The 26,454-nt window shown below is 62.1% G+C and carries 20 protein-coding genes; 14 read left to right on the forward strand and 6 right to left on the reverse strand.

Features of this window, described 5'->3' with window-relative positions; translation table 11 throughout:
• The first annotated feature begins 235 nt into the window (after nucleotides 1-235).
• On the forward strand, nucleotides 236-2,539 hold the full coding sequence (locus M5C71_RS13355) for a YgiQ family radical SAM protein (RefSeq protein ID WP_103495682.1): 2,304 nt from the start codon (nucleotides 236-238) through the stop codon (nucleotides 2,537-2,539).
• A gap of 135 nt (nucleotides 2,540-2,674) precedes the next feature.
• On the opposite strand, the gene M5C71_RS13360 is transcribed toward M5C71_RS13355, so the two are convergent.
• Nucleotides 2,675-4,054, reverse strand: a complete 1,380-nt coding sequence (locus M5C71_RS13360) for an ATP-binding protein (RefSeq protein WP_103495660.1) — start codon at nucleotides 4,052-4,054, stop codon at nucleotides 2,675-2,677.
• A gap of 316 nt (nucleotides 4,055-4,370) precedes the next feature.
• Between M5C71_RS13360 and M5C71_RS13365 the strand changes: the two genes are divergently transcribed.
• The 5 genes from M5C71_RS13365 (at nucleotide 4,371) to M5C71_RS13385 (ending at nucleotide 12,693) form a co-directional block, all read left to right on the forward strand.
• A complete protein-coding gene (locus tag M5C71_RS13365) occupies nucleotides 4,371-5,291 on the forward strand; it encodes an NAD synthetase (protein ID WP_103495661.1) in 921 nt (306 codons plus the stop codon).
• Nucleotides 5,291-5,749: a hypothetical protein gene (locus M5C71_RS13370; protein ID WP_103495662.1), complete on the forward strand. Its 459-nt coding sequence runs from the start codon at nucleotides 5,291-5,293 to the stop codon at nucleotides 5,747-5,749. The genes M5C71_RS13365 and M5C71_RS13370 overlap by 1 nt, the downstream gene beginning before the upstream one ends.
• A 182-nt stretch (nucleotides 5,750-5,931) precedes the next feature.
• On the forward strand, nucleotides 5,932-9,207 hold the full coding sequence (locus M5C71_RS13375; RefSeq protein ID WP_248768013.1) for a transglutaminase family protein: 3,276 nt from the start codon (nucleotides 5,932-5,934) through the stop codon (nucleotides 9,205-9,207).
• A gap of 88 nt (nucleotides 9,208-9,295) precedes the next feature.
• Entirely contained in the window at nucleotides 9,296-11,782 is a 2,487-nt protein-coding gene (locus tag M5C71_RS13380) for a circularly permuted type 2 ATP-grasp protein (protein WP_248768014.1), read from the forward strand.
• Nucleotides 11,782-12,693 (forward strand): transglutaminase family protein, encoded by a 912-nt coding sequence (locus M5C71_RS13385; RefSeq protein WP_248768015.1) that lies wholly within the window; start codon nucleotides 11,782-11,784, stop codon nucleotides 12,691-12,693. Before M5C71_RS13380 ends, M5C71_RS13385 begins: the two co-directional genes overlap by 1 nt.
• Nucleotides 12,694-12,861: 168 nt before the next feature.
• Here M5C71_RS13385 and M5C71_RS13390 read toward each other — a convergent pair whose 3' ends face one another.
• Nucleotides 12,862-13,038 carry a hypothetical protein gene (locus tag M5C71_RS13390; RefSeq protein WP_177144542.1) on the reverse strand — a complete coding sequence of 59 codons (177 nt, stop codon included), beginning with the start codon at nucleotides 13,036-13,038 and terminating at the stop codon, nucleotides 12,862-12,864.
• 419 nt (nucleotides 13,039-13,457) lie between these two features.
• Between M5C71_RS13390 and azu the strand changes: the two genes are divergently transcribed.
• On the forward strand, nucleotides 13,458-13,904 hold the full coding sequence (azu, locus tag M5C71_RS13395; RefSeq protein ID WP_248768016.1) for an azurin: 447 nt from the start codon (nucleotides 13,458-13,460) through the stop codon (nucleotides 13,902-13,904).
• Between the two features lie 27 nt (nucleotides 13,905-13,931).
• On the opposite strand, the gene M5C71_RS13400 is transcribed toward azu, so the two are convergent.
• The 4 genes from M5C71_RS13400 to M5C71_RS13415 form a co-directional block, all read right to left on the reverse strand.
• Complete coding sequence (locus tag M5C71_RS13400; RefSeq protein WP_103495667.1) at nucleotides 13,932-14,627, reverse strand: hypothetical protein; 696 nt, start codon at nucleotides 14,625-14,627, stop codon at nucleotides 13,932-13,934.
• Nucleotides 14,628-14,739: 112 nt separating this feature from the next.
• A complete protein-coding gene (gene nadE, locus M5C71_RS13405; protein WP_103495668.1) occupies nucleotides 14,740-15,567 on the reverse strand; it encodes an ammonia-dependent NAD(+) synthetase in 828 nt (275 codons plus the stop codon).
• 59 nt (nucleotides 15,568-15,626) lie between these two features.
• On the reverse strand, nucleotides 15,627-16,826 hold the full coding sequence (gene pncB / locus M5C71_RS13410) for a nicotinate phosphoribosyltransferase (protein ID WP_103495669.1): 1,200 nt from the start codon (nucleotides 16,824-16,826) through the stop codon (nucleotides 15,627-15,629).
• A 240-nt stretch (nucleotides 16,827-17,066) separates the two neighbouring features.
• Nucleotides 17,067-17,972: a LysR family transcriptional regulator gene (locus tag M5C71_RS13415; RefSeq protein ID WP_103495683.1), complete on the reverse strand. Its 906-nt coding sequence runs from the start codon at nucleotides 17,970-17,972 to the stop codon at nucleotides 17,067-17,069.
• A gap of 164 nt (nucleotides 17,973-18,136) precedes the next feature.
• Here M5C71_RS13415 and M5C71_RS13420 point away from each other — a divergent pair, with 164 nt between their 5' ends.
• From M5C71_RS13420 to M5C71_RS13450, 7 genes are all read left to right on the forward strand, one after another.
• A complete protein-coding gene (locus tag M5C71_RS13420) occupies nucleotides 18,137-19,627 on the forward strand; it encodes an aldehyde dehydrogenase family protein (protein WP_248768017.1) in 1,491 nt (496 codons plus the stop codon).
• Between the two features lie 25 nt (nucleotides 19,628-19,652).
• Nucleotides 19,653-20,936 carry an FAD-binding oxidoreductase gene (locus M5C71_RS13425; protein ID WP_152737675.1) on the forward strand — a complete coding sequence of 428 codons (1,284 nt, stop codon included), beginning with the start codon at nucleotides 19,653-19,655 and terminating at the stop codon, nucleotides 20,934-20,936.
• Nucleotides 20,937-21,299: 363 nt separating this feature from the next.
• On the forward strand, nucleotides 21,300-22,433 hold the full coding sequence (locus tag M5C71_RS13430) for a branched-chain amino acid ABC transporter substrate-binding protein (RefSeq protein WP_103495672.1): 1,134 nt from the start codon (nucleotides 21,300-21,302) through the stop codon (nucleotides 22,431-22,433).
• Between the two features lie 170 nt (nucleotides 22,434-22,603).
• Nucleotides 22,604-23,518 (forward strand): branched-chain amino acid ABC transporter permease LivH, encoded by a 915-nt coding sequence (locus tag M5C71_RS13435; protein WP_100939679.1) that lies wholly within the window; start codon nucleotides 22,604-22,606, stop codon nucleotides 23,516-23,518.
• Between the two features lie 3 nt (nucleotides 23,519-23,521).
• Nucleotides 23,522-24,820, forward strand: coding sequence for a high-affinity branched-chain amino acid ABC transporter permease LivM (gene livM / locus M5C71_RS13440; protein WP_103495674.1), 1,299 nt, complete (start codon nucleotides 23,522-23,524; stop codon nucleotides 24,818-24,820).
• Nucleotides 24,817-25,692: an ATP-binding cassette domain-containing protein gene (locus M5C71_RS13445; protein WP_103495675.1), complete on the forward strand. Its 876-nt coding sequence runs from the start codon at nucleotides 24,817-24,819 to the stop codon at nucleotides 25,690-25,692. The genes livM and M5C71_RS13445 overlap by 4 nt, the downstream gene beginning before the upstream one ends.
• Nucleotides 25,689-26,405 carry an ABC transporter ATP-binding protein gene (locus tag M5C71_RS13450; protein ID WP_100939676.1) on the forward strand — a complete coding sequence of 239 codons (717 nt, stop codon included), beginning with the start codon at nucleotides 25,689-25,691 and terminating at the stop codon, nucleotides 26,403-26,405. Before M5C71_RS13445 ends, M5C71_RS13450 begins: the two co-directional genes overlap by 4 nt.
• Nucleotides 26,406-26,454 lie beyond the last annotated feature (49 nt).

Genomic DNA, 26,454 nt, shown 5'->3' on the forward strand with positions numbered 1-26,454 from the left:
TCGAAATGAGACTGTGGGTTCGGGAGCGGGGGAGGGGATGGAATCATGACGGTAGCCTTGCCGGGTTTTTGAGGCTCCAGCTAACGACAAGGTGGATGTATGGCTGCACTAGATAGTTGTCGGCCTGTGCTCGGCGGATGGGCGCGGGTAAAACCCGACGGTTATCGTCGGACTTGATCAAAATTTGTGCTATATTCCGCGCCCGCGAATTTTCATCTCGACACCGGTCATCGCCATGCAAGCAGCCAAGCCGTTATTTGACTATCCCAAGTACTGGGCCGAATGTTTCGGGCCCGCGCCCTTCCTGCCCATGAGCCGGGAAGAGATGGATCAGCTTGGCTGGGATTCCTGCGACATCATCATCGTCACCGGTGACGCCTACGTTGACCATCCGTCCTTCGGCATGGCGATCATCGGCCGGCTGCTGGAGTCCCAGGGCTTCCGCGTCGGGATCATTGCCCAGCCGAACTGGCAGTCCAAGGACGACTTCATGAAGCTCGGCGAGCCGAACCTGTTCTTCGGGGTCGCGGCCGGCAACATGGACTCGATGATCAACCGCTACACCGCCGACAAGAAAATCCGCTCCGATGACGCCTACACGCCAGGCGGCCTGGCCGGTAAACGTCCGGATCGCGCCAGCCTGGTCTACAGTCAGCGCTGCAAGGAAGCCTACAAGCATGTGCCGATCGTCCTCGGCGGCATCGAGGCTTCGCTGCGCCGGATCGCCCACTACGACTACTGGCAGGACCGCGTGCGCAACTCGATCCTGATCGACGCCAGCGCCGATATCCTGCTCTACGGCAACGCCGAGCGGGCGATTGTCGAAGTCGCCCAGCGCCTGTCCTACGGCCACAAGATTGAAGACATCACCGATGTGCGCGGCACCGCGTTCATCCGTCGCGACACGCCGGCGGGCTGGTACGAAGTCGACTCCACGCGCATCGACCGGCCGGGCAAGGTCGACAAGATCATCAACCCGTACGTCAACACCCAGGACACCCAGGCCTGCGCCATCGAGCAGGAAAAGGGCCCGGTTGAAGACCCGCAGGAAGCCAAGGTCGTGCAGATCCTGGCCAGCCCGCGCATGACCCGCGACAAGACCGTGATCCGCCTGCCGTCGGTGGAAAAGGTCCGTGGCGATGCGGTGCTCTATGCCCACGCCAACCGCGTACTGCACCTGGAAACCAACCCGGGCAACGCCCGTGCGCTGGTGCAGAAGCATGGCGATGTCGATGTCTGGTTCAACCCGCCGCCCATTCCGATGACCACGGAAGAAATGGACTATGTGTTCGGCATGCCTTATCAGCGTGTCCCGCACCCGGCGTATGGCAAGGAGAAGATCCCGGCCTACGACATGATCCGGTTCTCGGTAAATATCATGCGTGGCTGCTTCGGCGGCTGTACCTTCTGCTCCATTACCGAGCACGAAGGGCGGATCATCCAGAACCGTTCCGAAGAGTCGATCATTCGCGAGATCGAAGAGATCCGCGACAAGGTGCCGGGCTTTACCGGGGTGATTTCCGACCTCGGCGGTCCGACCGCGAACATGTACCGCATTGCCTGCAAGAGCCCGGAAATCGAATCCGCGTGCCGCAAGCCGTCGTGCGTGTTCCCTGGCATCTGCCCGAACCTGAATACCGACCACTCGTCGTTGATCCAGTTGTATCGCAGCGCCCGTGCCTTGCCGGGTGTGAAGAAGATCCTGATCGCTTCCGGCCTGCGTTACGACCTCGCGGTCGAGTCGCCGGAGTACGTCAAGGAACTGGTGACCCACCACGTCGGCGGCTACCTGAAGATCGCCCCGGAGCATACCGAGGAAGGTCCGCTCAACCAGATGATGAAGCCGGGCATCGGCAGCTATGACAAGTTCAAGCGCATGTTCGAGAAGTACTCCAAGGAAGCCGGGAAAGAGCAGTACCTGATTCCGTACTTCATTGCCGCGCACCCGGGCACCACCGACGAAGACATGATGAACCTGGCACTGTGGCTCAAGGGCAACGGCTTCCGGGCCGACCAGGTGCAGGCGTTCTATCCGTCGCCGATGGCCACCGCCACGGCCATGTACCACTCGGGCAAGAACCCGTTGCGCAAGGTCACCTACAAGAGCGACGCGGTGACCATCGTCAAGAGCGAGGAGCAGCGCCGGTTGCACAAGGCGTTCCTGCGCTACCACGATCCGAAGGGCTGGCCGATGCTGCGCGAGGCGTTGCAGCGCATGGGCCGTGGCGACCTGATCGGGCCGGGCAAGGACCAGTTGATTCCGCTGCACCAGCCGGCGACCGACAGCTACCAGAGCGCGCGCCGGAAGAACTCGACACCGGCCGGCAGCCACAAGGTGGCGAAGGACACGACCACCAAGATCCTCACCCAGCACACCGGCCTGCCGCCCCGTGGCAGCGATGGCGGCAATGCCTGGGACAAACGCGAACAGGCCAAGGCCGCCGCGTTTGCCCGCAACCAGCAAGCCGCCAAGGAGCGTTCCGACGCAGCCAAGGGCAAAGGCAAGAAGCCGACCCGCAAGCCGGTGGTGCCGCGCTGAGGCGCTAGCTTCAAACGCTAAGTGAAATACAAAACGCCAGCATCGCGCTGGCGTTTTGCTGTGTGTTCAACGTGGTTTTTTCGACAGCATCAGGTCACAGGAGCCTGTGTTCCACGTTAGCTTTGCCGGTATTGATTATTTGAGCACTTCCCAGTATCCGCTTTTAGTTGGGCCTACATGTCGGATAGTCCCGGATACCCGAAGCTTGTTCAGATGATATTTGACCCCATCAGAGCTCAGTCCGAGCTGCCTTGCCAGTTCGTAGCGGGTAGCGGCAGGTTGCTGGCGCAATAGCTCTACAATTTTCTCTCGCACCGTCCCCGGACGAACTTCTTGGGTAGTTTCTTGGGTAGTTTCTTGGGTAGTTTCTTGGGTGGTCAGCGCAGCATCTACTCGGTTCGCTGCCAGTTGTACCGGATCGGCTCGGAAAGTGAGCATCAGTCCAGACAAACCGTCATCGAATAGAGGTGGCGGAATACCGTGTTTGCGACACTCACTGAGGATCTTTTCGATCCCCCGTCCCCAGGACTCCACATAGCCAGCGCGGAAAAATGCTGACGCCAGAAGTGGATTGAATGGATGGGACGGATGTTTCGCCAGCAGTTGCTCCTGCGTCCAGCGATCCGGCAATTGGCCTGGGTTCCAGATCACGATTTGATGTTCATAGACGCTTATCTGGATTGGGATGCCGCTGGCGTAATCTTTGTGGATCACCGCGTTGAGCAGAGCTTCACGCAAGGCTTGCAAAGGGAACAGATATCGCTCCACGCGCTGGATACCTTCGTAACGGATATACGCCTTGAGGTATTTGCTGTGCAGTAGTTCCAGGGTCTTTTCCACTTGGCTGAACAAGTCGCCGTGGATTTCGTCCTGATAGCGCAAATCGTCGTCGGTGATGAAAAAACCGAGTTTGATATAGGCACCAGGTACGAAGCGCTCGGGCTGAGTGCCAAACAGGAGCGCGGTCGCCCGCTTCAGGTATTGGCCTTCTTCCAGTTGCAGGCTGGCGAGCAAGACGATGTCACTGTCTCCAAGCACGGCTTCATCCACCCGCCCACTCTTGGCGGCTCTGGCACGGAACCCTTGAAACGCGGTGGCTTGGCAGTCGTCGAGAGTCAGGCCCGGTAGAGGCACGCCATCCCAGTGCAGGCCCTGTTTGCGCAGTAGAAAGCGCGATAACGCAGGGCCTTTCAACTCCTGCTTGGTACTACCGCTGCGGTAGTGGTATTCACCCTTGTAACTGACTGGGCTGGGATAGGCCGGCACCACAATTTCCAATAGGTCTTTACCTGCCTCTTCACGCAGATTCACATCTACCATGATGCCGAGTACGTCGCGGACCTTATTGGGAATATCCTCCAGCAGGCGGGCGGCATCGGCCAGACCGACGGGGTTTCCAGAGTCGCTGCGCCCAATTTCCAGCACTCCGCCCTCGGCATTGGCGAAACCGCATATCCACTTCAGATAATCGTCTCGCCACGTGGCCTTCCATTCCCGCTGTTGGTGTTCACTCATGCCAATCGAATCCTTCCTGTGAGGAGTGCCTTGATTGGCCGCGTCATAATCGAGGTTCCTGAGCCGACCATCGTTGCCCACCTTTATCGTGAAGGCCGTAAGAATATCATCGCGCCCATATGGAATATGCCTCGACCTTGTCAGCGGATTTCTCTACGTCAACCTGCGAGCCCTCAGGAGAGCGTCGCGAGTTTCGAAGTCCTCGTTGAAAGCCGGGCGTTAGCTTGGTGCTGGCGTTTTGGTTTCTATCGGAGACCTGTTCCGTTTGCTAAGGTGCGGCGAATTTCCCAGCGCTCGATTCAAGGATGAACACTGCATGAGCAACCCGCTCCCTGGCATCGGCATGGATTCCAGCCCCTCGCAATTCCTCGCCCGCCAACGCATCGAAAGCCAGATCAACCTGCCGAAGCTCTTTGCGGCGATTGATGCCGACCCTGGCATCGTCGGGGCCGGCGTGGTCTATATCGACGCCGACTTCAACGTCGTCACCCTGCGCGAATTCCAGCCGATCTGCAGTATCCAGCCCAAGCGCATCATCCTGCGCGAGGCGCAGAAGTACATCGCGCCGGTGCAGTTTGCCCAGCAGGTGCAGGACAATCCCCGTGAGTCGCGTCTGGTCGGAGAAGCGATCAATACCACCTTGTCCTGCGCGGGGGCGGTGATCGGCTGGGTGGTGGTGTTGAGTGGCTCGGTGGCGGTTCCCTTTTCGGCCGGGGCCAGTTCGGTGGTGGTTGCCATTGGCTACACCGCAGCCGTCGCCAGTACCGCGCAATGCGCCATCGGGGGATACCGAACGGTCAACGAAGCGGTCAATCCTGCGCGCAATGACAATCTGGATAGCGAGGCCTGGTATCAGTACACCTCGATAGCCCTGGATGCTGCTTCGTTGATGGGGGTTGGGGCATCATCCCTGACGACCCTCAAGCTGGTACGCATGACCAAGGCCACCACCGGCAAGACCGTTCGTGAGGTGCTGCGCGGGCTTAACCGTCAGGAGCGTTCGAAGTTGACCAAGGAACTGTTGAGTATCAACGATCCCAGGCTGACCCCGAAAATGCTCAAGTTGAAACAGCTGGCCGGCGAGTTGCCCAAGCGTTTCACGCCCACGGAGATCAAACATGCCACAGTGACCCAGATCAAGGACTCCCTGGGGGCCGCCATTGGACTGACTGGCAGCGCCTTGTCCGGCAACGTGAAAACCATCGCCGTCGGGCTTTACGAGGAGATCGAGGAATAATGGAAGATCTGAGCCTGCCGCGTTTCTTGGCACACTACTTCCCCACCTTCATCGGCGGGATTTTTGCGGCGTTGATCTCCGTCTCCTGTGGCGTGCCGCTGGTGGGTGACCACTTTTTCCCTGACTCCTCGTTAGGCGAGCAGGCGACCGGCATGTTTATCGCGGTCGTGGCACTGGCATTGGTGGTGGTTCACTGCAATTTCATGATTGTACGCGGTCGTCCTCAATGGGTTCGGGGACTGGTTCTGTTATTCGCGCTTTGTTTTTTGAGTGTGTTGCCGACCATCGAGTCTCACCCTCATCGAGTCATTTACGGATTGGCTGTCTTTGCACCGCTTATTGGCCTGCTGCTGCTCAACAGCAAGCGCCACCGCGAAATGCGCAGCAAGCTCGTCGATATTCGCCACCAACGCGAAGCCCTGAAAAATGCCCTGAAGGCCCGGCGCAAACCACGCTGAGAACGTCGTTCGACCATTCGCCCCGTTTCTGTGCGACTCTCTGCACTACGCCCTCAAGCTGGCGCCATTCTGGTGCTGTGCTTAGCTGAGCGAGCACGACTCACGCCGAAAGCGCAGGACTTGGCCAAGTGGCATAAGTCTTGCGCGCACAGGTATAAGCCCAGGCTCGCAGGAGGCACGCCGTGTCGATCCATGTCGCATTGCACCATGTCACGCATTACCGCTATGAACGCGCCATCGAGCTCGGTCCGCAGATCGTTCGCCTGCGTCCGGCGGCCCACAGTCGCACGCGGATTTTGTCCTATGCGCTGAAGGTCCAGCCCGAGCAGCATTTCATCAACTGGCAACAGGACCCCCAGGGCAACTACCTGGCGCGGCTGGTGTTCCCGGAAAAAACCACGGAACTGCGTATCGAGGTCGACCTGGTCGCCGAGATGGCGGTGTTCAACCCGTTCGACTTTTTCCTCGAGCCCTACGCCGAGAAAATCCCGTTCACCTACGCCGCCGATGAAAAGCACGAGCTGTCGCCCTATCTGGAAAAGCTGCCGCTGACGCCCAAGTTCCAGGCCTACCTGGACGGCATCGACCGCACGCCGTTGCCCAGCGTGGACTTCCTCGTGGCCCTCAACCAGCGCCTGAGCGAAGACATCGGCTACCTGATCCGCATGGAGCCGGGCGTGCAGACGCCCGAGCAGACCCTCGTCAACGCCTCCGGCTCCTGCCGCGACTCGGCCTGGTTGTTGGTGCAACTGCTGCGTCACCTGGGGCTGGCGGCGCGTTTTGTCTCCGGCTACCTGATCCAGCTCACCGCCGATGTGAAAGCCCTCGACGGCCCGTCCGGCACCGAGGTCGACTTCACCGACCTGCACGCCTGGTGCGAAGTCTATCTGCCGGGTGCCGGCTGGATCGGCCTGGATGCCACTTCCGGGCTGTTCGCCGGGGAAGGGCATATTCCGTTGGCCTGTAGTCCCGATCCGTCGTCAGCGGCGCCAATCAGTGGCCTGGTGGAACCTTGCGAGTGCGAGTTCAGCCATGAAATGTCGGTGGAGCGGATCTGGGAGGCGCCGCGCGTCACCAAGCCCTACACCGAGGAGCAATGGCTGGCGATCCAGGCCCTGGGCCGACAAATTGATGCCGATCTGCTCGAAGGCGATGTGCGCCTGACCATGGGGGGCGAGCCGACCTTCGTCTCCATCGACGATCCCGACGGCGCCGAGTGGAACACCGCCGCCCTGGGCCCGGACAAACGCCGGCTGTCCGCCGAACTGTTCCAGCGCATGCGCAAGCGGTATGCCCCGCAAGGCCTGGTGCATTTCGGCCAGGGCAAGTGGTATCCGGGCGAACAGTTGCCGCGCTGGTCGCTCAACAGCTACTGGCGCCGCGATGGCGTGCCGATCTGGCATAACGACGCACTGATCGCCGATGAGCAGGAAGATTACGGTGCCGACGGCGAAATGGCCGGGCGTTTCCTGGCGAGTGTTGCCGAGCGTCTGAAACTGCCGAGCCGCTTCGTGTTCCCGGCCTACGAGGATAATTTCTACTACCTGTGGCGCGAGGGGCAGTTGCCGATCAACGTCACGGCCACGGACCCACGACTGGATGACGAGCCGGAGCGCGCGCGGCTGCGCAAGGTGTTCTCCCAGGGCCTGGACAAGGTCATCGGCCAGGTGCTGCCGCTGGCCCGCACCGCCGCCAATGACCATTGGCAGAGCGGGCGCTGGTACCTGCGGGACAGCCATTGCCGGCTGGTACCGGGGGATTCGCCGCTGGGTTATCGCCTGCCGCTGGCGTCCCAGCCTTGGGTGACGGCGGCGGAATATCCCTTCGTGCACCCGACCGATCCGAACCAGGATCTGCCCGAGTTGCCGGACACCGCTGCCCTCAAGGTCCACGGCGAGCCCGTGGTCAGCGAAGAGCGGGTGCCGAAGATCGACGAGTCCGCCGCCTGGCTGACCCGCACCGCCTTGTGCGCCGAAGCCCGGGGTGGGCGCCTGTACCTGTTCATGCCACCGCTGGAGCGGGTCGAAGACTATCTGGAGTTGGTCAGCGCCATTGAGGCCACCGCCGAGGAGCTGCATTGCCCGGTGTTGCTGGAAGGCTACGAGCCACCCCACGATGCGCGTCTGGCAAACTTCCGGATCACCCCGGACCCGGGCGTGATCGAGGTCAATGTACAGCCGTCCGCCACCTGGGACGAGTTGGTGGAACGCACCGAGTTCCTCTATGAGGAGGCGCGCCAGACCCGCCTGACCACCGAGAAATTCATGATCGACGGGCGCCATACCGGCACCGGCGGCGGCAACCACTTTGTCCTTGGTGGCGCCACGCCGGCGGACTCGCCGTTCCTGCGCCGTCCCGACCTGCTGCGCAGCCTGATCAGCTATTGGCACAATCACCCGTCGCTGTCCTACCTGTTCTCCGGGCTGTTTATCGGCCCGACCTCCCAGGCGCCACGGGTGGACGAAGCGCGCAACGACTCGCTGTACGAACTGGAAATCGCCTTCGCGCAGATGCCGCAACCGGGTGAGGAATGCCCGCCCTGGTTGGTGGATCGGCTGTTGCGCAATCTGCTGATCGACGTGACCGGCAACACCCACCGTGCCGAGTTCTGTATCGACAAACTCTACTCGCCGGACGGTGCCACGGGGCGCCTGGGCCTGCTGGAACTGCGCGCCTTTGAAATGCCGCCCCACGCGCGCATGAGCCTGACCCAGCAATTGTTGCTGCGGGCGCTGGTGGCGCGGTTCTGGCGCGAGCCCTATGCACCGCCCAAGCTGGCGCGCTGGGGCACCGAACTGCACGATCGTTTCCTGTTGCCGCACTTTATCGAACAGGACTTCGCCGATGTGATCGTCGATCTCAACGCCGCCGGTTATCCCCTGCGCGCCGAGTGGTTCGCCGCACACCTGGAGTTCCGTTTCCCGAAAGTCGGCGACTACGCGGTCAACGGCATCGAGCTGGAAGTTCGCCAGGCCCTCGAACCCTGGCATGTGCTGGGCGAGGAGGGCGCGGTCGGCGGCACGGTGCGTTATGTGGATTCGTCCCTGGAGCGCCTGCAGGTCAAGTTGAGCGGCCTGGCGCCGCAACGCTATCTGCTGACCTGCAACGGCGTGGCGGTCCCGCTGCAACCCACCGGGCGGGTCGGCGAATTTGTCGCCGGCGTGCGTTATCGCGCCTGGCAACCGGCCAACTGCCTGCAACCGACCATCCCGGTTCATGCGCCGTTGGTGTTCGACCTGCTCGACACCTGGATGCATCGCTCCCTGGGCGGTTGCCAGTACCATGTCGCCCACCCGGGCGGGCGCAACTATGAGACCTTGCCGGTGAACGCCAACGAAGCGGAAAGCCGGCGCATGGCGCGGTTCTTCCGCCTCGGCCACAGTCCTGGCACGCTGCCGGTTCCGACGTTGAAGATCAACGACGAACTGCCGATGACATTGGACCTGCGACACATATAAAGCTGACAGGGCGCACGGAGTTTTCGCGTATCCGTGCGCCATCTGTCTGCGTTAACCTTGATTGCCCTTGCCGTCTGCCGAGCTTTCCATGCCCGACCTGCTTGACCGCTACCCGCTGACACCGGGGACCTATCACGAACTGCTGGACGACGGCGGCGCCGTGCGTGCGCATTGGCGGCCGCTGGTCGACCAGCTGCAACGCAGCACGCCCGTACAACTGGCGCAGCGCCAGGCCCTGTTGGCCCGGCAGATCCAGGAAAACGGCGTGACCTACAACGTCTATGCCGACCCCAAGGGCGCCGACCGGCCCTGGGAGCTCGATCTGTTGCCGCATATCATCCCCGCTGACGAATGGCAGCGGGTGGCGGCGGGCATTGCCCAGCGCGCGCGACTGTTGAACGCGGTGCTGGCCGATCTCTATGGCCCGCAAACCCTGATTCGCGACGGCCTGCTGCCCGCCGAGCTGGTCTTCGGCCACAACAATTTCCTCTGGCCGTGCCAGGGCATCCAGCCACCGGCGGGGACCTTCCTGCACATGTTCGCCGTGGACCTGGCGCGCACGCCGGACGGTCGCTGGTGGGTCACGGCGGATCGGACCCAGGCGCCCTCCGGGGCCGGTTATGCCCTGGAAAACCGCACCATCGTGTCGCGGGCCTTTCCCGATCTTTACCGCGACTTGCGGGTACATCACCTGGCCGGGTTCTTCCGCACCCTGCAGGAAACCCTGGTACGCCAGGCGCCGAGCGATGCCGAGGCGCCGCTGGTGGTGCTGCTGACCCCGGGACGTTTCAACGAAAGCTATTTCGAACACCTCTACCTGGCGCGCCAACTGGGCTATCCGCTGGTGGAAGGCGGCGACCTGACGGTGCGCGACGCCACGGTCTACCTCAAGACTTTGAGCGGCTTGCAGCGGGTGCACGCGATCATGCGCCGGCTCGACGACGACTTCTGCGATCCGCTGGAGCTGCGCACCGACTCGGCCCTCGGCGTGCCCGGCCTGCTGGAGGCGGTGCGCCAGGGCCGGGTGCTGGTGGCCAATGCCCTGGGCAGCGGCGTGCTGGAGTCCCCCGGTCTGCTGGGCTTCCTGCCGAAAATCAACCAGCACCTGTTCGGTGAAGAACTGATCCTGCCGTCCATTGCCACCTGGTGGTGCGGTGAGCCGCCGGTGCTGGCCCAGGCCCTGGAAAAACTGCCTGAGCTGTTGATCAAGCCGGCGTTCCCGTCCCAGAGTTTTGTCCCGGTGTTCGGCCGCGACCTCGATGACGAGCAGCGCCAGGCCCTGGCCGAGCGCATACGCGCACGGCCTTACGCCTATGTCGCCCAGGAGTTGGCGCAGTTGTCCCAGGCACCGATCTGGCAAGCCGAGGAGGGCGCCTTGCAACCGAGGGCTATCGGCATGCGCGTGTACGCTGTTGCCAGCGCCGAGGGTTATCGGGTGTTGCCCGGTGGCCTGACGCGGGTGGCTGCCGACGCTGACGCCGAGGTGGTGTCGATGCAGCGCGGCGGTGCGAGCAAGGACACCTGGGTGCTCAGCGAACGCATGCCCAGCGGTGAGCAATGGCGCACCCAGCGTTCCCTCGGGGTCCGTGACCTGGTGCGACGCGATCCCTACCTGCCGTCGCGGGTGGTGGAAAACCTGTTCTGGTTCGGCCGCTACTGCGAGCGTTGTGATGACAGCGCGCGCTTGTTGCGGATCATGCTGGCGCGTTATGTCGACGGCGATGATCCCCAGGCCCTGCAGGCGGCGGTGGAGCTTGGCGAAAGCCTGATGCTGCTGCCGGACGAGGGCGAATTGCCCGAGCGCCTGCTGGCGGCCCTGCTCGGCGACGACTGGCCGTTCAGCCTGCGCTCCAACTTGCAGCGCTTGCAGTGGGCGGCATCCCAGGTGCGCGGCAAGCTGTCGCGGGAAAACTGGCAGGCGCTGGTGGAGTTGCAGCGCGAAGCCCTGAGCCTGGAAAGCGAAGACCCGAACTTCGGCGAACTGCTGGACTTCCTCAACCGCCTGGTCATGTCCCTGGCGGCCTTGTCCGGCTTTGCCCTGGACGACATGACCCGCGACGAGGGCTGGCGTTTCCTGATGATCGGTCGGCGCATCGAGCGCCTGCAGTTTCTCAGCAGCAGCCTGGCGGCCTTCCTGCGCGGCATCGCGGTGTTCGATCAGGCCGGGCTGGAGTGGTTGCTGGAGCTGGGCAACAGCAGCATCACCTATCGTTCGCGCTACCTGGCGGTGCCGCAGCTGATCCCGGTGCTCGACCTGTTGCTGCTGGATGAGCAGAACCCCCATGCGGTGCTGTTCCAGCTGAAACTGGTGAGCCGCACCTTGCGCCGTTTGAACGATGACTTCGGTGTGCCGCGGGAGTTGGGGCTGAACCAGTTGGTCGAGCGCCTGGGGCGTTTCGATCTGGGCAACCTGGAAAGCGCCCTGTTCGGCGAGACCGGCGTGCGCGATGTGCTCGACGGCCTGGCCGAGCTGTTGCAGGAAGTCGCCGATGCCAGCGGCCAAGTCTCCGATCGCCTGGCCTTGCGGCATTTTGCCCATGTCGACGATGTCAGCCAGCAGACGGTGTCCGTGTGATGAGTGCCCTCTACCAGATTTTCCACGATACCCACTATCACTACGACAGCCCGGTGTCCCTGGCCCAGCAACTCGCCCACCTGTGGCCACGGGCTTGTGACTGGCAAGTGTGCAGCGAGCAGATGTTGAAGATCAGCCCCGAGCCCACCAGCCGCCGGGATGAGCTCGATGTGTTCGGCAATCCCTTGACCCGGCTGGCGTTCGAGCGGCCCCATGACGAGTTGCTGGTCAATGCCTGGCTGAATGTCGAGGTGTTGGCACGACCGGCGGTGAACTTCAATTTGTCCGCGGCTTGGGATGACACACGCAACGCCTTGACCTACAGCGGCCAGGTGCTGAACCCGGAGATTCTCGAGGCTTGCCGTTATCGTTTTGAATCGCCCTACGTGCATCTGAAGAAAAGCTTCGTCGAGTTTTCCGAGAGCTGTTTCCCGCTCGGGCGTCCGTTGCTGGTGGGTGTCCAGGCGTTGATGGAGAAGATTTTCAGCGAGTTCACCTTCGATGCCGAGGCGACCCAGGTCGCCACGCCGCTGGTGGAGGTGCTGGAGCGGCGGCGCGGGGTCTGCCAGGACTTCGCCCACCTGATGCTCGCCTGCCTGCGCTCGCGGGGCCTGGCGGCGCGTTATGTCAGCGGCTACCTGCTGACCCAGCCACCGCCCGGCCAGCCGCGGCTGATCGGTGCCGATGCCTCCCATGCCTGGGTGTCGGTGTTCTGTCCGGTGTCGGGCTGGGTGGATTTCGATCCGACCAACAATGTGCAGCCGGCCCTGGAGCACATCACCCTGGCCTGGGGCCGGGATTTCTCCGATGTGTCGCCGTTGCGCGGGGTGATTCTGGGGGGCGGCAACCATGACCCGGAAGTCCAGGTGACGGTGATGCCGATGGGGGATGTGGGGCGGTCGGTCAGCTAAGCCGGATATGACTTCGAAAACGCTACGGAACCTGTGGGAGCAGAGCTTGCTCGCGAAGCTTTTGGCGGTTTTGAGGGCCTTTTCGCGGGCAAGCCCGGCTCCTACAGTTTGGCGTCGAGCGCGGGTTTTGCGTACGGCCTGAATCTGTAGGAGCAGAGCCCGGTGCAATCAGGCGTTCGGGGTCGGATCCTGTGCCTCGGTTTCTTCGCCTTCCGCTTCGGGGTTCAACAAGGCCGCGGCCTCTTCTTCGGCGGTGGTTTTCTTGCGCTGCAGCTTTTCCTCTTTCTTCTGCTCTTTGGCCAGGTCGCGTTGACGTTTGGCAAAGGAGTAATTGGGTTTGGCCATGGGCGATCCTCTGGGGTCGAAGGTGAGGTTGAGCGGCGCGTATTCTGCCTGTGTTCGTGGCGCAGCACACGAAACAATGGTTTTTCGCGACAGGCTGACCCCAGAGTAAAGGCTGGCAGGCGACTCTCCAAGGATTAAACCTCGCGCGACGGCCTTTCAAAGGTACCGCTGGCCCCGCAGGCGTAAGCGGCGAGCAAGCTTTGCAACAGGCTGTTAATTGACATGGTAGACGCTCCGTTGGCTGAGAACGTCCTAATGTTAGAGGGCGCCAGTTCGTCTGGCTGGTTGATTGTATCCATCGAAGCGATAGCATAGGATTGTATACAATCTGTTGATGCAGATCAGGAGAACTGAGCCATATTTTGGTTATTCTCCCCATTTGAGCCCTTGATTTTCATACCCTGCCTTGGAGATTCACCATGTTCGCCAAAGTTGTTGCGGTATCCCTGCTGGCCCTCGCCAGTGGTCAGTTGCTTGCCGCCGAATGTAAGGTCGATGTCGACTCCACCGATCAGATGTCCTACACCGTCAAGGAAATCAACATCGACAAGAGCTGCAAGACCTTTACCGTGAACCTGAGCCATTCCGGCAGCCTGCCGAAGAACGTCATGGGCCATAACTGGGTACTGAGCAAGGCCTCCGACATGGCCGCGATCGCGTCTGAAGGCATGGGCGCCGGGATCGACAAGAACTACCTGAAGGACGGAGACACCCGCGTCATCGCCCACACCAAGCTGATCGGTGCCGGTGAAAAGGACTCGGTCACCTTCGACGTGTCGAAACTGACCGCCGGTGAGGACTACGAGTTCTTCTGCTCGTTCCCAGGCCACAACTCGATCATGAAAGGCAGGCTCGCGGTCAAGTAACCCGTGCCGCAACCCTGGCTCCAGCGGTCAGGGTTGATCCTTCATCTTGAGATTCAGACGAATACGCTTGCCTTGCAGGTCCTCCAGGCTCAGGGTTCCGCCGAGCCTGGAGGGTTTGCGATTGCCGCCGATCACCCGCCCCTGATCGTCCAGCGCATGGCAGGTGAGTACCTGGCCCGGCCCGAAGAGGGCGTCGGGGTCGGTAATCTCCCAATCGCACAAGCCCTCATACTGTTTCTCTCCCGAACTCGGAAAACCCGACACCCCCGGCCGCAGGTTGTCGCGCACGGCAATCGAGCCGCCATGGGTGATGCTGCGGTTCAGGTTGTCAGGTCCGTAGAACGCCTCGGTCTCGAAGTCCACTTCACTCAGATACAGTTTGCAGTCAGGCAATTCGTAGCCCAGGGGTACCTTGAAGTCGGAGCTGCGGGGCGTGTCGGCGAGGGCGGTATTGAAATGCAGCACCGGCGGTTGATAGGGGCAGCCGGTCTGGTTGGCTTGCGGGATGTAGTGCGCGTTGGCGCGCAAGGCGATTTGCGCCGGCATCTGGGCGATCAGCAGAAAATGCGCGGCGCTGGGCTGGCCGGCCGCCTGCTTGTCCGGCGTACTGGCGGCGGTGGCAACCCAGCAGACCACCCCGAGCGCGCCGAGCAGCGGAAAAAACCAGGGGTGCCGGAACACGGGTTGCGCGTGCAACTTGGGGTATTTGCGATTGAGCAACATCGGGTTGGGCCCTGCCAACAACAAGATGCGGCGAAGACTGCCCAGTGACCGATGTTGCCTCAAGTGCTAGGCGGAAAAATAGACGATTCCTACGACATTCCCGCCGAATAAATCACGGCGCAAATGGCATCTCACGCTTGTGATGGGTTTTTTCGTACGTCCGACAAATGATGTCGAAAGCTTCCTGGCGCACCGGCTCGCCGTGCAGGAAGGCGTCGATCTCGGCATAGGTCACGCCGTGGGAGGCTTCGTCGGGCTTGCCCGGTGCCAGGTCCTCGAGGTCGGCGGTGGGGATTTTCTCCACCAGGAACTCCGGCGCGCCGAAGTGCCGGGCGATGGCCCGGACCTGGTTTTTCACCAGGCCGCTCAACGGCGCCAGGTCGCAGGCGCCGTCACCGAACTTGGTGAAGAACCCCATCACTGCTTCCGCCGCGTGGTCGGTGCCGATCACCAGGCCATGGGCGGCGCCAGCGATGGTGTACTGCGCGACCATGCGCATGCGCGCCTTGGTATTGCCAAGGACGAAGTCCCGCGACACGGCGGCCTTGCCTTCGAAGGCGGCGACTTCGCCAGCCAGGGATTTGACCGCCGGGCCGATATTCACCGTGTGGCGTTCGTCGGGGGCGATAAAGTCCACCGAGGCCTGGGCTTCGTGTTCGTCGAACTGGGTTTCGTAGGGCAGGCGCACCGCAATGAAGCGGTAATCCAGGTTGCCGGTGCGCTCGCGCAGTTCACGCATGGCGCGTTGGGCCAGCAGGCCGGCGGTCAATGAGTCGACACCGCCGCTGATACCCAGCACCAGGGTCTTGAGCCCGGAGTTCAGCAGGCAATCCTGGATAAAGGTGACCCGTCGCGCGACTTCGGCTTCGAGGGCGGCCTGGTCGGCGAACGGTGGCTGGACCTTGAGCTGTTCAGCAATCTGGCGCTGTACGGCTTGCATGATTCACTCCTTGCGGGATGGGGTCTGGAACAGGTTGATCGGTACCACTGGACGAATTTCTAGCCGGGGACCTGGAACACATGGCGCAGGTAGGCCACGAAATTCGGGTCCTTGCACTGGGCCTTGCCCGGCTCGTCGGAGATCTTCGCCACGGGTTGGCCATTGCAGGCAGTCATTTTAAGCACGATGCTCATCGGTTCCACCCCTTCGATGTCGCAGGTGAGGTTGGTGCCGATGCCGAAGCTGACATTGATCCGACCGCGTAGCGCGCGAAATATCCCCAGGGCCTTGGGCAGACTGAGGCTGTCGGAAAACACCAGGGTCTTGCTCATCGGGTCGATACCCAGCTGGTGATAACGATTGATGCATTTTTCGGCCCAGATCACCGGGTCGCCGGAATCATGGCGCAAACCGTCGAAGAGCTTGGCGAAGTAAAGGTCGAAGTCCGTGAGGAAGGCATCGGTGGTGATGCAGTCGGTCAGGGCGATGCCGAGCAGGCCGCGGTACTCGCGGACCCAGCAGTCGAGCGCGGCGATCTGGCTGTCGATCAGCCGTGGACCGAGTTGCTGGTGGGCCATGATCCACTCGTGGGCCATGGTGCCCAGGGGCTTCATGTCGAATTCGCGCGCCAGGTGCACGTTGCTGGTGCCGACGAAGCGTCCGGGGAAGTCGTGCTTGAGCACGCTGACCACTTCTTCCTGGACTCGGTAGGAGAAGCGCCGGCGGGTGCCGAAGTCGGCGACCTGCAGTTCCGCCAGTTCATCGGGGGAGGCATTGGCGTTCAGCCAGTCGAACTTGCGGTACAGCTGTTCGCGGGCCTGGCTCAGCAGGGTTTCCTGATAGCGATAGCGGTTGCGCACTTCGCTGACGATGGCCAGCAGCGGCACTTCGAACAGGATCACATGCAGCCACGGGCCGCGCAGGCGGATAAACAGCTCGCCGTTCTCGATCCCGGTGTGGATATAGCGCAGGTTGAAGCGGAACAGGCCGAGGAAGCGCAGGAAGTCCGGCTTGAGGAAGCTGATGCGTTCCAGGAAACCCAACTGGTCGGCACTCAGGCTCAGTTCGGCGAGGCGTTCGACCTGGTAGCGGATTTCCGCCAGGTACGGGCGCAGGTCTTCACTGTTGCGGCAGCGGAAATCCCATTCGACTTCGACGTTGGGGTAGTTGTGCAGCACCGCCTGCATCATGGTCAGCTTGTAGAAGTCGGTGTCCAGCAGGTTCTGCACAATGCGATCGCCAAAGGCCTTATCGCTCATAACGGGTATCTCCATGCCGGTCGCGCGTTACAGCGGCGTCCTGGCAGTTCTTGAATGAAGACCGCTAGTGGCGCATATCCGTTGGCGGTTTTACCAGCGATTTTTGTTGCGGGTGCCGGCCTCTTCGCGGGCAAGCTCCGCTCCCACAGGTTCCCGGTCGTGCGCAGAACTCAGGTACGACTCGAGACTGTGGGAGCGGAGCTTGCCCGCGAAGAGGCCCGAGAGGGCAGCGCAATACCCTCAAGGTTGCACTGGACTGTCGATCTGCTCCAGCATCCATGAGACAAAATCCCGCACCTTCGGCACTTCCGCCGAGTGCTCTGGATATGCCAGGTAATAGGCGTCGTGGTTGGGCATCGCATGGGGCCAGGCGAGCACCAGCTTGCCCTCCATCAGTTCCTCTTCCACCAGGAACCTGGGCAGCAAGGCTACGCCGCAGCCGACCTGGGCCGCCCGGATACACATATAGAAGGTCTCGAAACGCGGCCCGTGGTAACTGTGTTCGGTGTGATACCCCTGGCTGTCGAACCAGTCGTGCCAGGCCTGGGGCCGCGAGGCGTTCTGCAGCAGGACCAGCTCGCTCAACTGCGTCGGATCGCTGAAGGGCTTCTCCGGCAGGCAGCCCGGCGCGCACACCGCCACCAGCTCTTCACCGAACAGCTTCACGCACTCGGTGCCCGGCCGCGAACCCTGGCCGAAATAGAACGCCAGGTCGCTGCGGCCCTGCAGCAGGTCGTCGGCTTCCTGTTCGTTGCACAGGTCCAGGTGGATATGCGGGTGACGCAGGCGCCAGCCCTTGAGCCGCGGCACCAGCCAGCGGGCGCCGAAGGTCGAGGGTGTGGACACCCGCAGGACTTCGGTTTCACCGCCGTAGGAACGCAGGTAGTGGGTCGACATCTCCACCTGGGTCAGGATTTTTCGGACTTCCACCAGGTACAGATCCCCGGCCGGCGTCAGTTGCAGGCGTCGCCGTACCCGGCGAAACAGCAGGTGCTGCAACAGTTCTTCCAACTGTGCGACCTGTTTGCTCACGGCACTCTGGGTCAGGTTCAGCTCTTCCGCCGCGCGGGTGAAGCTCAGGTGGCGGGTGACGGCTTCGAAACATTGCAGGGCCGTGATCGAAGGCAGGTATCTTTTATTCAGCATGGACGGGCCTTTTTCTTCTGTCTTGCGCTGCATGAATAAATGGAATGATATCTCGCCTAATCGTCGTTTGTTGGCAAAGCTGAAGGCCGCTACAACTGAAGGTCTGAATCGTCGTGTTGTTTTCGACGCAAGCGTTCCGTTTTTCGCCTACAGGAGTGACCCCCATGGTTGCCGCATTGCTTGATCGTCTTGGTGTGGACCCGGCGCTGTATCAACAGGGCAAACAGCCCGTGCATTCGCCCATCGACGGCAGCCGCATCGCCGGCGTGAACTGGGAGGGCGCGGCTGAGGTCGAGCAGCAGGTCAGCCGTGCCGAGCACGCCTTCGACGCCTGGCGCAAGGTGCCGGCGCCGCGCCGTGGCGAGCTGGTGCGCCAGTTCGGTGAAGTGCTGCGCGAATTCAAGGCCGACCTCGGTGAGCTGGTTTCCTGGGAAGCCGGCAAGATCACCCAGGAAGGCCTGGGTGAAGTGCAGGAAATGATCGATATCTGCGACTTCGCCGTGGGCCTGTCGCGCCAGCTGTACGGCTTGACCATCGCCTCCGAGCGTCCGGGCCACCATATGCGTGAGTCCTGGCATCCCCTGGGTGTGGTCGGCGTGATCAGCGCCTTCAACTTCCCGGTCGCGGTCTGGGCCTGGAACACCTCCCTGGCGCTGGTGTGCGGCAACTCGGTGATCTGGAAACCTTCGGAAAAGACCCCGCTGACCGCGCTGGCCTGCCAGGCCCTGTTCGAGCGTGTACTGAAGAACTTCAGCGATGCGCCCGAGTACCTGAGCCAGGTGATCATCGGTGGCCGCGACGCCGGTGCCGCCCTGGTCGATGACCCGCGTGTGGCGCTGATCAGCGCTACCGGCAGCACCCGCATGGGCCGTGAAGTGGCGCCAAAAGTGGCCGCACGCTTTGCCCGCAGCATTCTCGAACTGGGCGGTAACAACGCCATGATCCTCGGCCCAAGCGCCGACCTGGACATGGCCGTACGGGCGATTCTGTTCAGCGCCGTCGGCACCGCCGGCCAGCGCTGCACCAGCTTGCGGCGTCTGATTGCCCATGAATCGGTCAAGGCGGAAATCGTCACCCGTTTGAAAGCGGCCTATTCCAAGGTGCGTATCGGTCATCCGCTGGAAGGCAACCTGGTCGGCCCGCTGATCGACAAGCAAAGCTTCGAGAACATGCAGGACGCCCTGGAGCAGGCCCTGAGCGAAGGCGGCCGGGTGTTCGGCGGCGAGCGCCAGTTGCAGGACAAATTCCCGAATGCCTATTACGTGTCGCCGGCCATCGTCGAGATGCCGGAGCAGAGCGAAGTGGTCTGCCACGAAACCTTTGCCCCGATTCTCTACGTGATCGGTTACAGCGACTTCGCCGAAGCCCTGCGTTTGAACAATGCGGTGCCACAAGGCCTGTCTTCGTGCATCTTCACCACCGATGTGCGCGAGGCTGAGCAGTTCATGTCGGCGGTAGGCAGCGACTGCGGCATTGCCAACGTCAACATCGGCCCGAGCGGTGCGGAGATCGGCGGCGCCTTTGGCGGCGAGAAGGAAACCGGTGGCGGTCGCGAGTCGGGTTCGGACGCCTGGCGCGGTTACATGCGCCGCCAGACCAATACCGTGAACTACTCGCTGGAATTGCCGCTGGCCCAGGGCATTACCTTCGACTGACGGGTTTCATTTTCGGAGTCTGGCAATGCCGTTACGTGAAGAATGTCTATGGGAAACACTGACGCCGCAGCGGCCTGAAGCACCGTCCTTCAAGGGCGAGTTGAAGGTCGATGTCTGCGTGATCGGCGCCGGTATCACCGGGCTCTCGGCCGCGATTCATCTGCGTGAACAAGGCAAGAGCGTCTGCGTGCTGGAAGCCCATCGTACCGGCCACGGCGGTTCCGGACGCAATGTGGGGCTGGTCAATGCCGGGATGTGGATTCCCCCGGACGAGATCGAGGCCGGTTTCGGCGAAGCGGTGGGCAGCCAGCTCAACCGCATGTTGGGGGCGGCGCCGGCCCTGGTCTTCAGCCTGGTGGACAAGCATGGCATCGATTGCCAACTGCGCCGCGAAGGCACCTTGCACATGGCCCACAACGCCAAGGGCGAGGCCGATCTGCGCAGCCGTGAAGCGCAGTGGAAACGTCGTGGCGCACCGGTGGAGCTGCTGACCGGCAAGGATTGCGAAATCGCCACCGGCACCCAAAAAATCGGCGCCGCCTTGCTCGACCGGCGCGCCGGCACCCTCAATCCCATGGCCTATACCTCGGGCCTGGCCAAGGCCGCGTCGCGGCTGGGGGCGCAGCTGTTCGACCATTCCCCGGTCACCCGCCTGGAACGCCAGGGCCAGCGTTGGTCGGTGCAGACCGCCGAGGGCGCGGTCAGCGCCGAACAGGTGGTGATGGCCTCCAATGCCTACACCGAAGGCGAGTGGACCGAACTGCGGCGCAACTTCTTTCCGGGCTACTACTACCAGGTCGCCTCCAGCCCGCTGACCGAAGAAGCCGCGCGGCAGATACTGCCGGGCGGACAGGGCTCCTGGGATACCCGCCAGGTGCTCAGCAGCATTCGCCGCGATGCCGACGGTCGCCTGTTGCTGGGCAGCCTGGGCAACGGCAACCAGAAACCGGCGTGGTTCCTGCGGGCCTGGGCCGACCGCGTGCAACAGCACTATTTCCCCTACCTGAAAAAGGTCGACTGGGAATGCACCTGGACCGGTTGTATCGCCTTTACCCCCGACCATCTGATGCGCCTGTTCGAACCGGCGCCCGGTTTAGTGGCAGTCACCGGCTACAACGGGCGTGGGGTGACCACGGGCACGGTGGTCGGCAAGGCGTTCGCCGATTACCTGTGTAACGGAAATCCTCAGGCCCTGCCGATTCCCTTCGCGCCCATGCGGCCGATACCGGCGGTGGGCCTGCGCAGTGGTCTCTACGAGGCTGGCTTTTCGCTGTATCACGCGGGCCAGTGCCTGCGGATTGTCATTTGAAACAACAAAAAATGCCGAATCGGACGGCGCTTTTGTTCGAGACGGCTAGCCTGTAATGGTGCGCGATGTAGCAGTCGCGCACCGCGAGTGTGCACTTCGGTGACGCACGTTGTTACAGGGTGGTTGCACGCCCTTCGGCGCCATGGTTGCAATAGTGGCACCGCTGGGTTGCACCTTTTTTCTTGAAAGGTTCCACCTTCCGCGGTTTAGACGGTTGCACGCCCAGTTAAAAAGGGCCCGAAACAGTCCATAAAACAATAAGACAGCGACTTTTTGCAGAACAAAAAACCTATGGCACGCCCCTTGCTCTGAGCATTCATTGAAGTCGCAGTGCCAACTAAAAAAACCTTGGAGCACCACCTCATGTCCCAGACGTTTTACAAGAAAGGCTTTGTAGCCCTCGCAGTGGCTGCTGCGTTGGGTGTTTCTGCGTTTGCTCAGGCTGACGTCAAGATCGGCGTGGCGGGTCCGATGACCGGTGCCAACGCTTCTTTCGGCGAGCAGTACATGAAAGGTGCGCAAGCGGCGGCGGATGCGATCAACGCGGCCGGTGGCGTCAACGGCGAAAAAATCGTCCTGGTCAAGGGCGATGATGCCTGTGAGCCAAAACAGGCGGTAACGGTCGCCAAGGACCTGAGCAACCAGAAAGTCGCCGGCGTCGTCGGGCACTTCTGTTCCTCTTCCACCATCCCGGCTTCGGAGATCTACGACGAAGCGGGCATCATCGCGATCACCCCGGGCTCTACCAACCCTCAGGTGACCGAGCGCGGTCTGGGTGCGATGTTCCGTATGTGTGGTCGTGACGACCAGCAGGGCATCGTGGCCGGCAACTACATCGTCGACGTGCTCAAGGGCAAGAAAGTCGCGGTCATCCACGACAAGGACACCTATGGCCAAGGCCTGGCGGATGCCACCAAGGCCCAGTTGATCAAGCGCGGTGTGACTCCGGTGATCTACGAAGGCCTGACCCGTGGCGAGAAGGACTTCAGCGCCCTGGTGACCAAGATCCGTGCCGCTGGTGCCGACGTGGTCTACTTCGGCGGCCTGCACCCGGAAGCCGGTCCGCTGGTCAAGCAACTGCGCACTGAAGGCTTGAAAGACGTCAAGTTCATGTCTGACGACGGTATCGTCACCGACGAACTGGTGACCACTGCCGGTGGTCCGCAATACGTCGACGGTGTACTCATGACCTTCGGCGCCGACCCACGTCTGCTGCCGGACAGCAAGGCGGTCGTTGACCAGTTCCGCAAGTCGGGCTACGAGCCGGAAGGTTACACCCTCTATGCCTACGCCTCGGTACAGACCCTGGCCGCGGCTTTCAACGGCGCCAAGTCCAACAAGGGCGAAGAGGCGGCCAAGTGGCTGAAAGCACACCCGGTCAAGACCGTGATGGGCGAGAAGACCTGGGACGCCAAGGGCGACCTGAAGATCTCCGACTACGTGGTCTACCAGTGGGACAAAGACGGCAAATACCATCAGCTGGAAAAACAGAAGTGACATGAAGGCCTGACCCGGCTGGCGCCCCGTGCGCCAGCCAGTCGCCAAGCGTGTCCGTGCAGTACCTGTCTTTTCTCGTAGAGCTGCACATGGCTGTGCTGCGACGGTGGTTGAACCCCGACCGTCGCGGTGCGCTTCTGTGCAGTCTCTCAAATGCGTGAGATTGCGTTATGGATGGTATTTTCCTGCAGCAACTGGTCAACGGCCTGACCCTCGGGTCGGTCTATGGCCTGATCGCCATCGGCTACACAATGGTCTATGGCATCATCGGCATGATCAACTTCGCCCACGGCGAGGTTTACATGATTTCCGCTTACCTCGCGGCAATCAGTCTGGCTCTGCTGGCTTACTTCGGTATTGAATCCTTCCCGCTCCTGATGCTCGGCACGCTGGTCTTCACCATCATCGTCACCGGGGTGTATGGCTGGGTCATCGAGCGTATCGCCTACAAACCCCTGCGCAACTCCACCCGCCTGGCACCGCTGATCAGCGCCATCGGGATTTCGCTGATCCTGCAGAACTACGCGCAGATCGCCCAGGGCGCCAAGCAACAGGGCGTACCGACGCTGCTCACCGGCGCCTGGCGCGTCGATGTCGGCACCGGCTTTGTCCAGCTCACCTACACCAAGGTCTTTATCCTGGTGGCCGCGTTCCTCGGCATGGGCCTTTTGACCTATGTCATCAAGTACACCAAGTTGGGCCGCATGTGTCGCGCGACCCAGCAAGACCGCAAGATGGCTTCGATTCTCGGGATCAACACCGACCGCGTGATTTCCTATGTGTTCATCATCGGCGCGGCCATGGCGGCCCTCGCGGGTGTGCTGATCACCATGAACTACGGCACTTTCGACTTCTACGCCGGCTTCGTGATCGGCATCAAGGCGTTTACCGCCGCGGTGCTCGGCGGCATCGGCTCGCTACCGGGCGCCATGCTCGGCGGGATCATCCTCGGCATCTCCGAATCGCTGTTCTCCGGCCTGGTCAACTCGGATTACAAGGACGTCTTCAGCTTCTCGCTGCTGGTCCTGGTACTGGTCTTTCGGCCGCAAGGCCTGTTGGGCCGTCCTCTTGTGTCGAAGGTGTAAGCAATGTCCTCAACCACTCAAAAATCGCTCGATATCAAAAAAAGCCTGGTTGACGCCATTCTCGCCGGCCTGGTCGCACTGATTGTCTTCGGCCCCATCGTCGGGGTCGTCCTGGAGGGCTACAGCTTCAACCTGCAACCGACCCGCGTCGCCTGGCTGGTGGCGATTGTGATGCTCGGCCGTTTTGCCCTCAGCCTGTTCCTGCAGACACCCAAGGGCCTGCGGATTCTCGAAGGCTTCGAGAGCACCGGTTCCGGTGTGCATGTGCTGGCGCCGGACTACAAGTCGCGCCTGCGCTGGATCATCCCGATCATGATCGCGATCGCGGTGATCTTTCCGGTCTTCGCCAACTCCTACCTGCTGGGTGTGGTGATCCTCGGTCTGATCTATGTCCTGCTCGGCCTGGGCCTGAACATCGTGGTGGGCCTCGCCGGCCTGCTCGACCTGGGCTACGTGGCGTTCTACGCCATCGGTGCCTACGGCCTGGCGCTGGGTTATCAATACCTCGGGCTGGGGTTCTGGACCGTCCTGCCGCTGGCCGCCATCACCGCCGCGCTGGCGGGGTGCATCCTCGGCTTCCCGGTCCTGCGCCTGCACGGTGACTACCTGGCCATCGTGACCCTGGGTTTCGGCGAGATCATCCGCCTGATCCTCAACAACTGGCTGTCGCTGACCGGCGGTCCGAACGGGATGCCGGCGCCGCTGCCGACCTTCTTCGGCCTGGAGTTCGGCAAGCGCGCGAAGGAGGGCGGGATTCCCTTCCATGAGTTCTTCGGCATCGCCTACAACCCGGACGTGAAGTTCTATTTCATCTACACCGTGTTGTTCCTGGTGGTACTGGCCGTGCTCTACATCAAGCATCGCCTGACCCGCATGCCGGTGGGCCGCGCCTGGGAAGCCTTGCGTGAAGACGAGATCGCCTGCCGCGCCATGGGCTTGAACCACGTGCTGGTGAAACTCTCGGCGTTCACCCTGGGGGCTTCCACCGCCGGTCTGGCGGGGGTGTTCTTCGCCACCTACCAGGGTTTCGTCAACCCGACTTCCTTCACCTTCTTCGAGTCCGCGCTGATCCTCGCCATCGTGGTGTTGGGCGGCATGGGCTCGACCATCGGTGTGGTGATCGCGGCGTTTGTACTGACCGTGGCGCCGGAGCTGCTGCGTAGTTTCGCCGAGTACCGTGTATTGCTGTTCGGCGTATTGATGGTGTTGATGATGATCTGGCGGCCACGTGGCCTGATCCGCATCAGCCGCACCGGGGTGACCCCACGCAAGGGCGTCCTGGTGGGAGGGACTGGCCAATGAGTAATGACATCGTTCTGAAAGTCGAAAAGCTGATGATGCACTTCGGGGGGATCAAGGCCCTCAGCGACGTCAGCCTGCAAGTCAAACGCAACTCGATCTTCGCCCTGATCGGCCCCAACGGCGCGGGCAAGACCACGGTGTTCAACTGCCTGACCGGCTTCTACAAGGCCACTGGCGGCAAGATCGAACTGAATGTGCGCGACAAGCGCACCAACGTGATCCAGCTGCTGGGTGAATCCTTTCGCCTGGGGGATTTCGCTTCGCCGAAAACCTTCTTCAGCCGGCTCTACTACAAGATGTTCGGCGGCACCCACCTGGTGAACCGTGCGGGCCTGGCCCGGACCTTCCAGAACATTCGCCTGTTCAAGGAAATGTCGGTGCTGGAGAACCTGCTGGTGGCCCAGCACATGTGGGTCAACCGCAACATGCTCTCCGGCATCCTCAATACCAAGGGCTACCGCAAGGCTGAAAGCGACGCCCTGGACACCGCGTTCTACTGGCTGGAAGTGGTCGACCTGGTGGACTGCGCCAACCGCCTGGCCGGCGAGTTGTCCTACGGCCAGCAACGCCGCCTGGAAATCGCCCGGGCCATGTGCACGCGGCCGCGGATCATTTGCCTCGACGAACCGGCGGCGGGCCTCAACCCCCAGGAAACCGAAGCGCTGAGCGCGATGATCCGGCTGCTGCGCGACGAGCATGACCTGACCGTGGTGCTGATCGAGCACGACATGGGCATGGTCATGAGTATTTCCGACCACATCGTGGTACTGGACCACGGCAACGTGATTGCCGAGGGCGGTCCGGAAGCCATCCGCAACGACCCGAAAGTGATTGCCGCCTACCTGGGCGCCGATGAAGAGGAACTGGTATGAGTCAACCTATCCTCGAACTGAAGAACCTGGAAGTGTTCTACGGGCCGATCCAGGCCCTGAAGAAGGTCTCGTTGCACATCAACGAAGGCGAAACCGTCAGCCTGATCGGCTCCAACGGCGCGGGCAAGTCGACGCTGCTGATGTCGATCTTCGGCCAGCCGCGAGCCGCCGCCGGGGAGATCATCTACCGGGGCGTCGACATTACCCACAAGTCGTCCCACTACATCGCCTCCAACGGTATCGCCCAGTCGCCGGAAGGCCGCCGGGTGTTCCCGGACATGACCGTGGAAGAGAACCTGCAGATGGGCACCATCCCCATTGGCGACAAGTTCGTCGACGAGGACATGCAGCGCATGTTCGAGTTGTTTCCACGGCTCAAGGAGCGGCGTAACCAGCGGGCCATGACCATGTCCGGCGGCGAGCAGCAGATGCTGGCGATTGCCCGGGCGCTGATGAGCCGGCCCAAGCTGCTATTGCTGGACGAGCCGAGCCTGGGCCTGGCGCCGATCGTGGTGAAGCAGATCTTCGCCACCCTGCGCGAGCTGGCGGCCTCGGGCATGACCATCTTCCTGGTGGAGCAGAACGCCAACCACGCCCTGCGCTTGTCGGACCGGGCCTATGTGATGGTCAACGGCGAGATTCGCCTCAGTGGCACCGGCAAGGAGCTGCTGGTCAACGAGGAAGTGCGCAACGCCTACCTGGGCGGGCATTAGAGCCCTACAGGTTTGTGCGACCCTGAAACGCCCCGTGATCTTCGGATCC

Origin of the sequence: Pseudomonas sp. MWU12-2345 (assembly GCF_023242385.1) — a bacterium.
Lineage (GTDB): Bacteria > Pseudomonadota > Gammaproteobacteria > Pseudomonadales > Pseudomonadaceae > Aquipseudomonas > Aquipseudomonas gingeri_D.

Excerpts from the sequence above, each read along its gene's own strand:
- M5C71_RS13355 (WP_103495682.1), top strand. The coding sequence starts at position 236 with ATGCAAGCAGCCAAGCCGTTATTTGACTATCCCAAGTACTGGGCCGAA.
- M5C71_RS13360 (WP_103495660.1), bottom strand. The coding sequence starts at position 4,054 with ATGAGTGAACACCAACAGCGGGAATGGAAGGCCACGTGGCGAGACGAT.
- M5C71_RS13365 (WP_103495661.1), top strand. The coding sequence starts at position 4,371 with ATGAGCAACCCGCTCCCTGGCATCGGCATGGATTCCAGCCCCTCGCAA.
- M5C71_RS13370 (WP_103495662.1), top strand. The coding sequence starts at position 5,291 with ATGGAAGATCTGAGCCTGCCGCGTTTCTTGGCACACTACTTCCCCACC.
- M5C71_RS13380 (WP_248768014.1), top strand. The coding sequence starts at position 9,296 with ATGCCCGACCTGCTTGACCGCTACCCGCTGACACCGGGGACCTATCAC.
- M5C71_RS13385 (WP_248768015.1), top strand. The coding sequence starts at position 11,782 with ATGAGTGCCCTCTACCAGATTTTCCACGATACCCACTATCACTACGAC.
- M5C71_RS13390 (WP_177144542.1), bottom strand. The coding sequence starts at position 13,038 with ATGGCCAAACCCAATTACTCCTTTGCCAAACGTCAACGCGACCTGGCC.
- azu (WP_248768016.1), top strand. The coding sequence starts at position 13,458 with ATGTTCGCCAAAGTTGTTGCGGTATCCCTGCTGGCCCTCGCCAGTGGT.
- M5C71_RS13400 (WP_103495667.1), bottom strand. The coding sequence starts at position 14,627 with ATGTTGCTCAATCGCAAATACCCCAAGTTGCACGCGCAACCCGTGTTC.
- nadE (WP_103495668.1), bottom strand. The coding sequence starts at position 15,567 with ATGCAAGCCGTACAGCGCCAGATTGCTGAACAGCTCAAGGTCCAGCCA.
- pncB (WP_103495669.1), bottom strand. The coding sequence starts at position 16,826 with ATGAGCGATAAGGCCTTTGGCGATCGCATTGTGCAGAACCTGCTGGAC.
- M5C71_RS13415 (WP_103495683.1), bottom strand. The coding sequence starts at position 17,972 with ATGCTGAATAAAAGATACCTGCCTTCGATCACGGCCCTGCAATGTTTC.
- M5C71_RS13420 (WP_248768017.1), top strand. The coding sequence starts at position 18,137 with ATGGTTGCCGCATTGCTTGATCGTCTTGGTGTGGACCCGGCGCTGTAT.
- M5C71_RS13425 (WP_152737675.1), top strand. The coding sequence starts at position 19,653 with ATGCCGTTACGTGAAGAATGTCTATGGGAAACACTGACGCCGCAGCGG.
- M5C71_RS13430 (WP_103495672.1), top strand. The coding sequence starts at position 21,300 with ATGTCCCAGACGTTTTACAAGAAAGGCTTTGTAGCCCTCGCAGTGGCT.
- M5C71_RS13435 (WP_100939679.1), top strand. The coding sequence starts at position 22,604 with ATGGATGGTATTTTCCTGCAGCAACTGGTCAACGGCCTGACCCTCGGG.
- livM (WP_103495674.1), top strand. The coding sequence starts at position 23,522 with ATGTCCTCAACCACTCAAAAATCGCTCGATATCAAAAAAAGCCTGGTT.
- M5C71_RS13445 (WP_103495675.1), top strand. The coding sequence starts at position 24,817 with ATGAGTAATGACATCGTTCTGAAAGTCGAAAAGCTGATGATGCACTTC.
- M5C71_RS13450 (WP_100939676.1), top strand. The coding sequence starts at position 25,689 with ATGAGTCAACCTATCCTCGAACTGAAGAACCTGGAAGTGTTCTACGGG.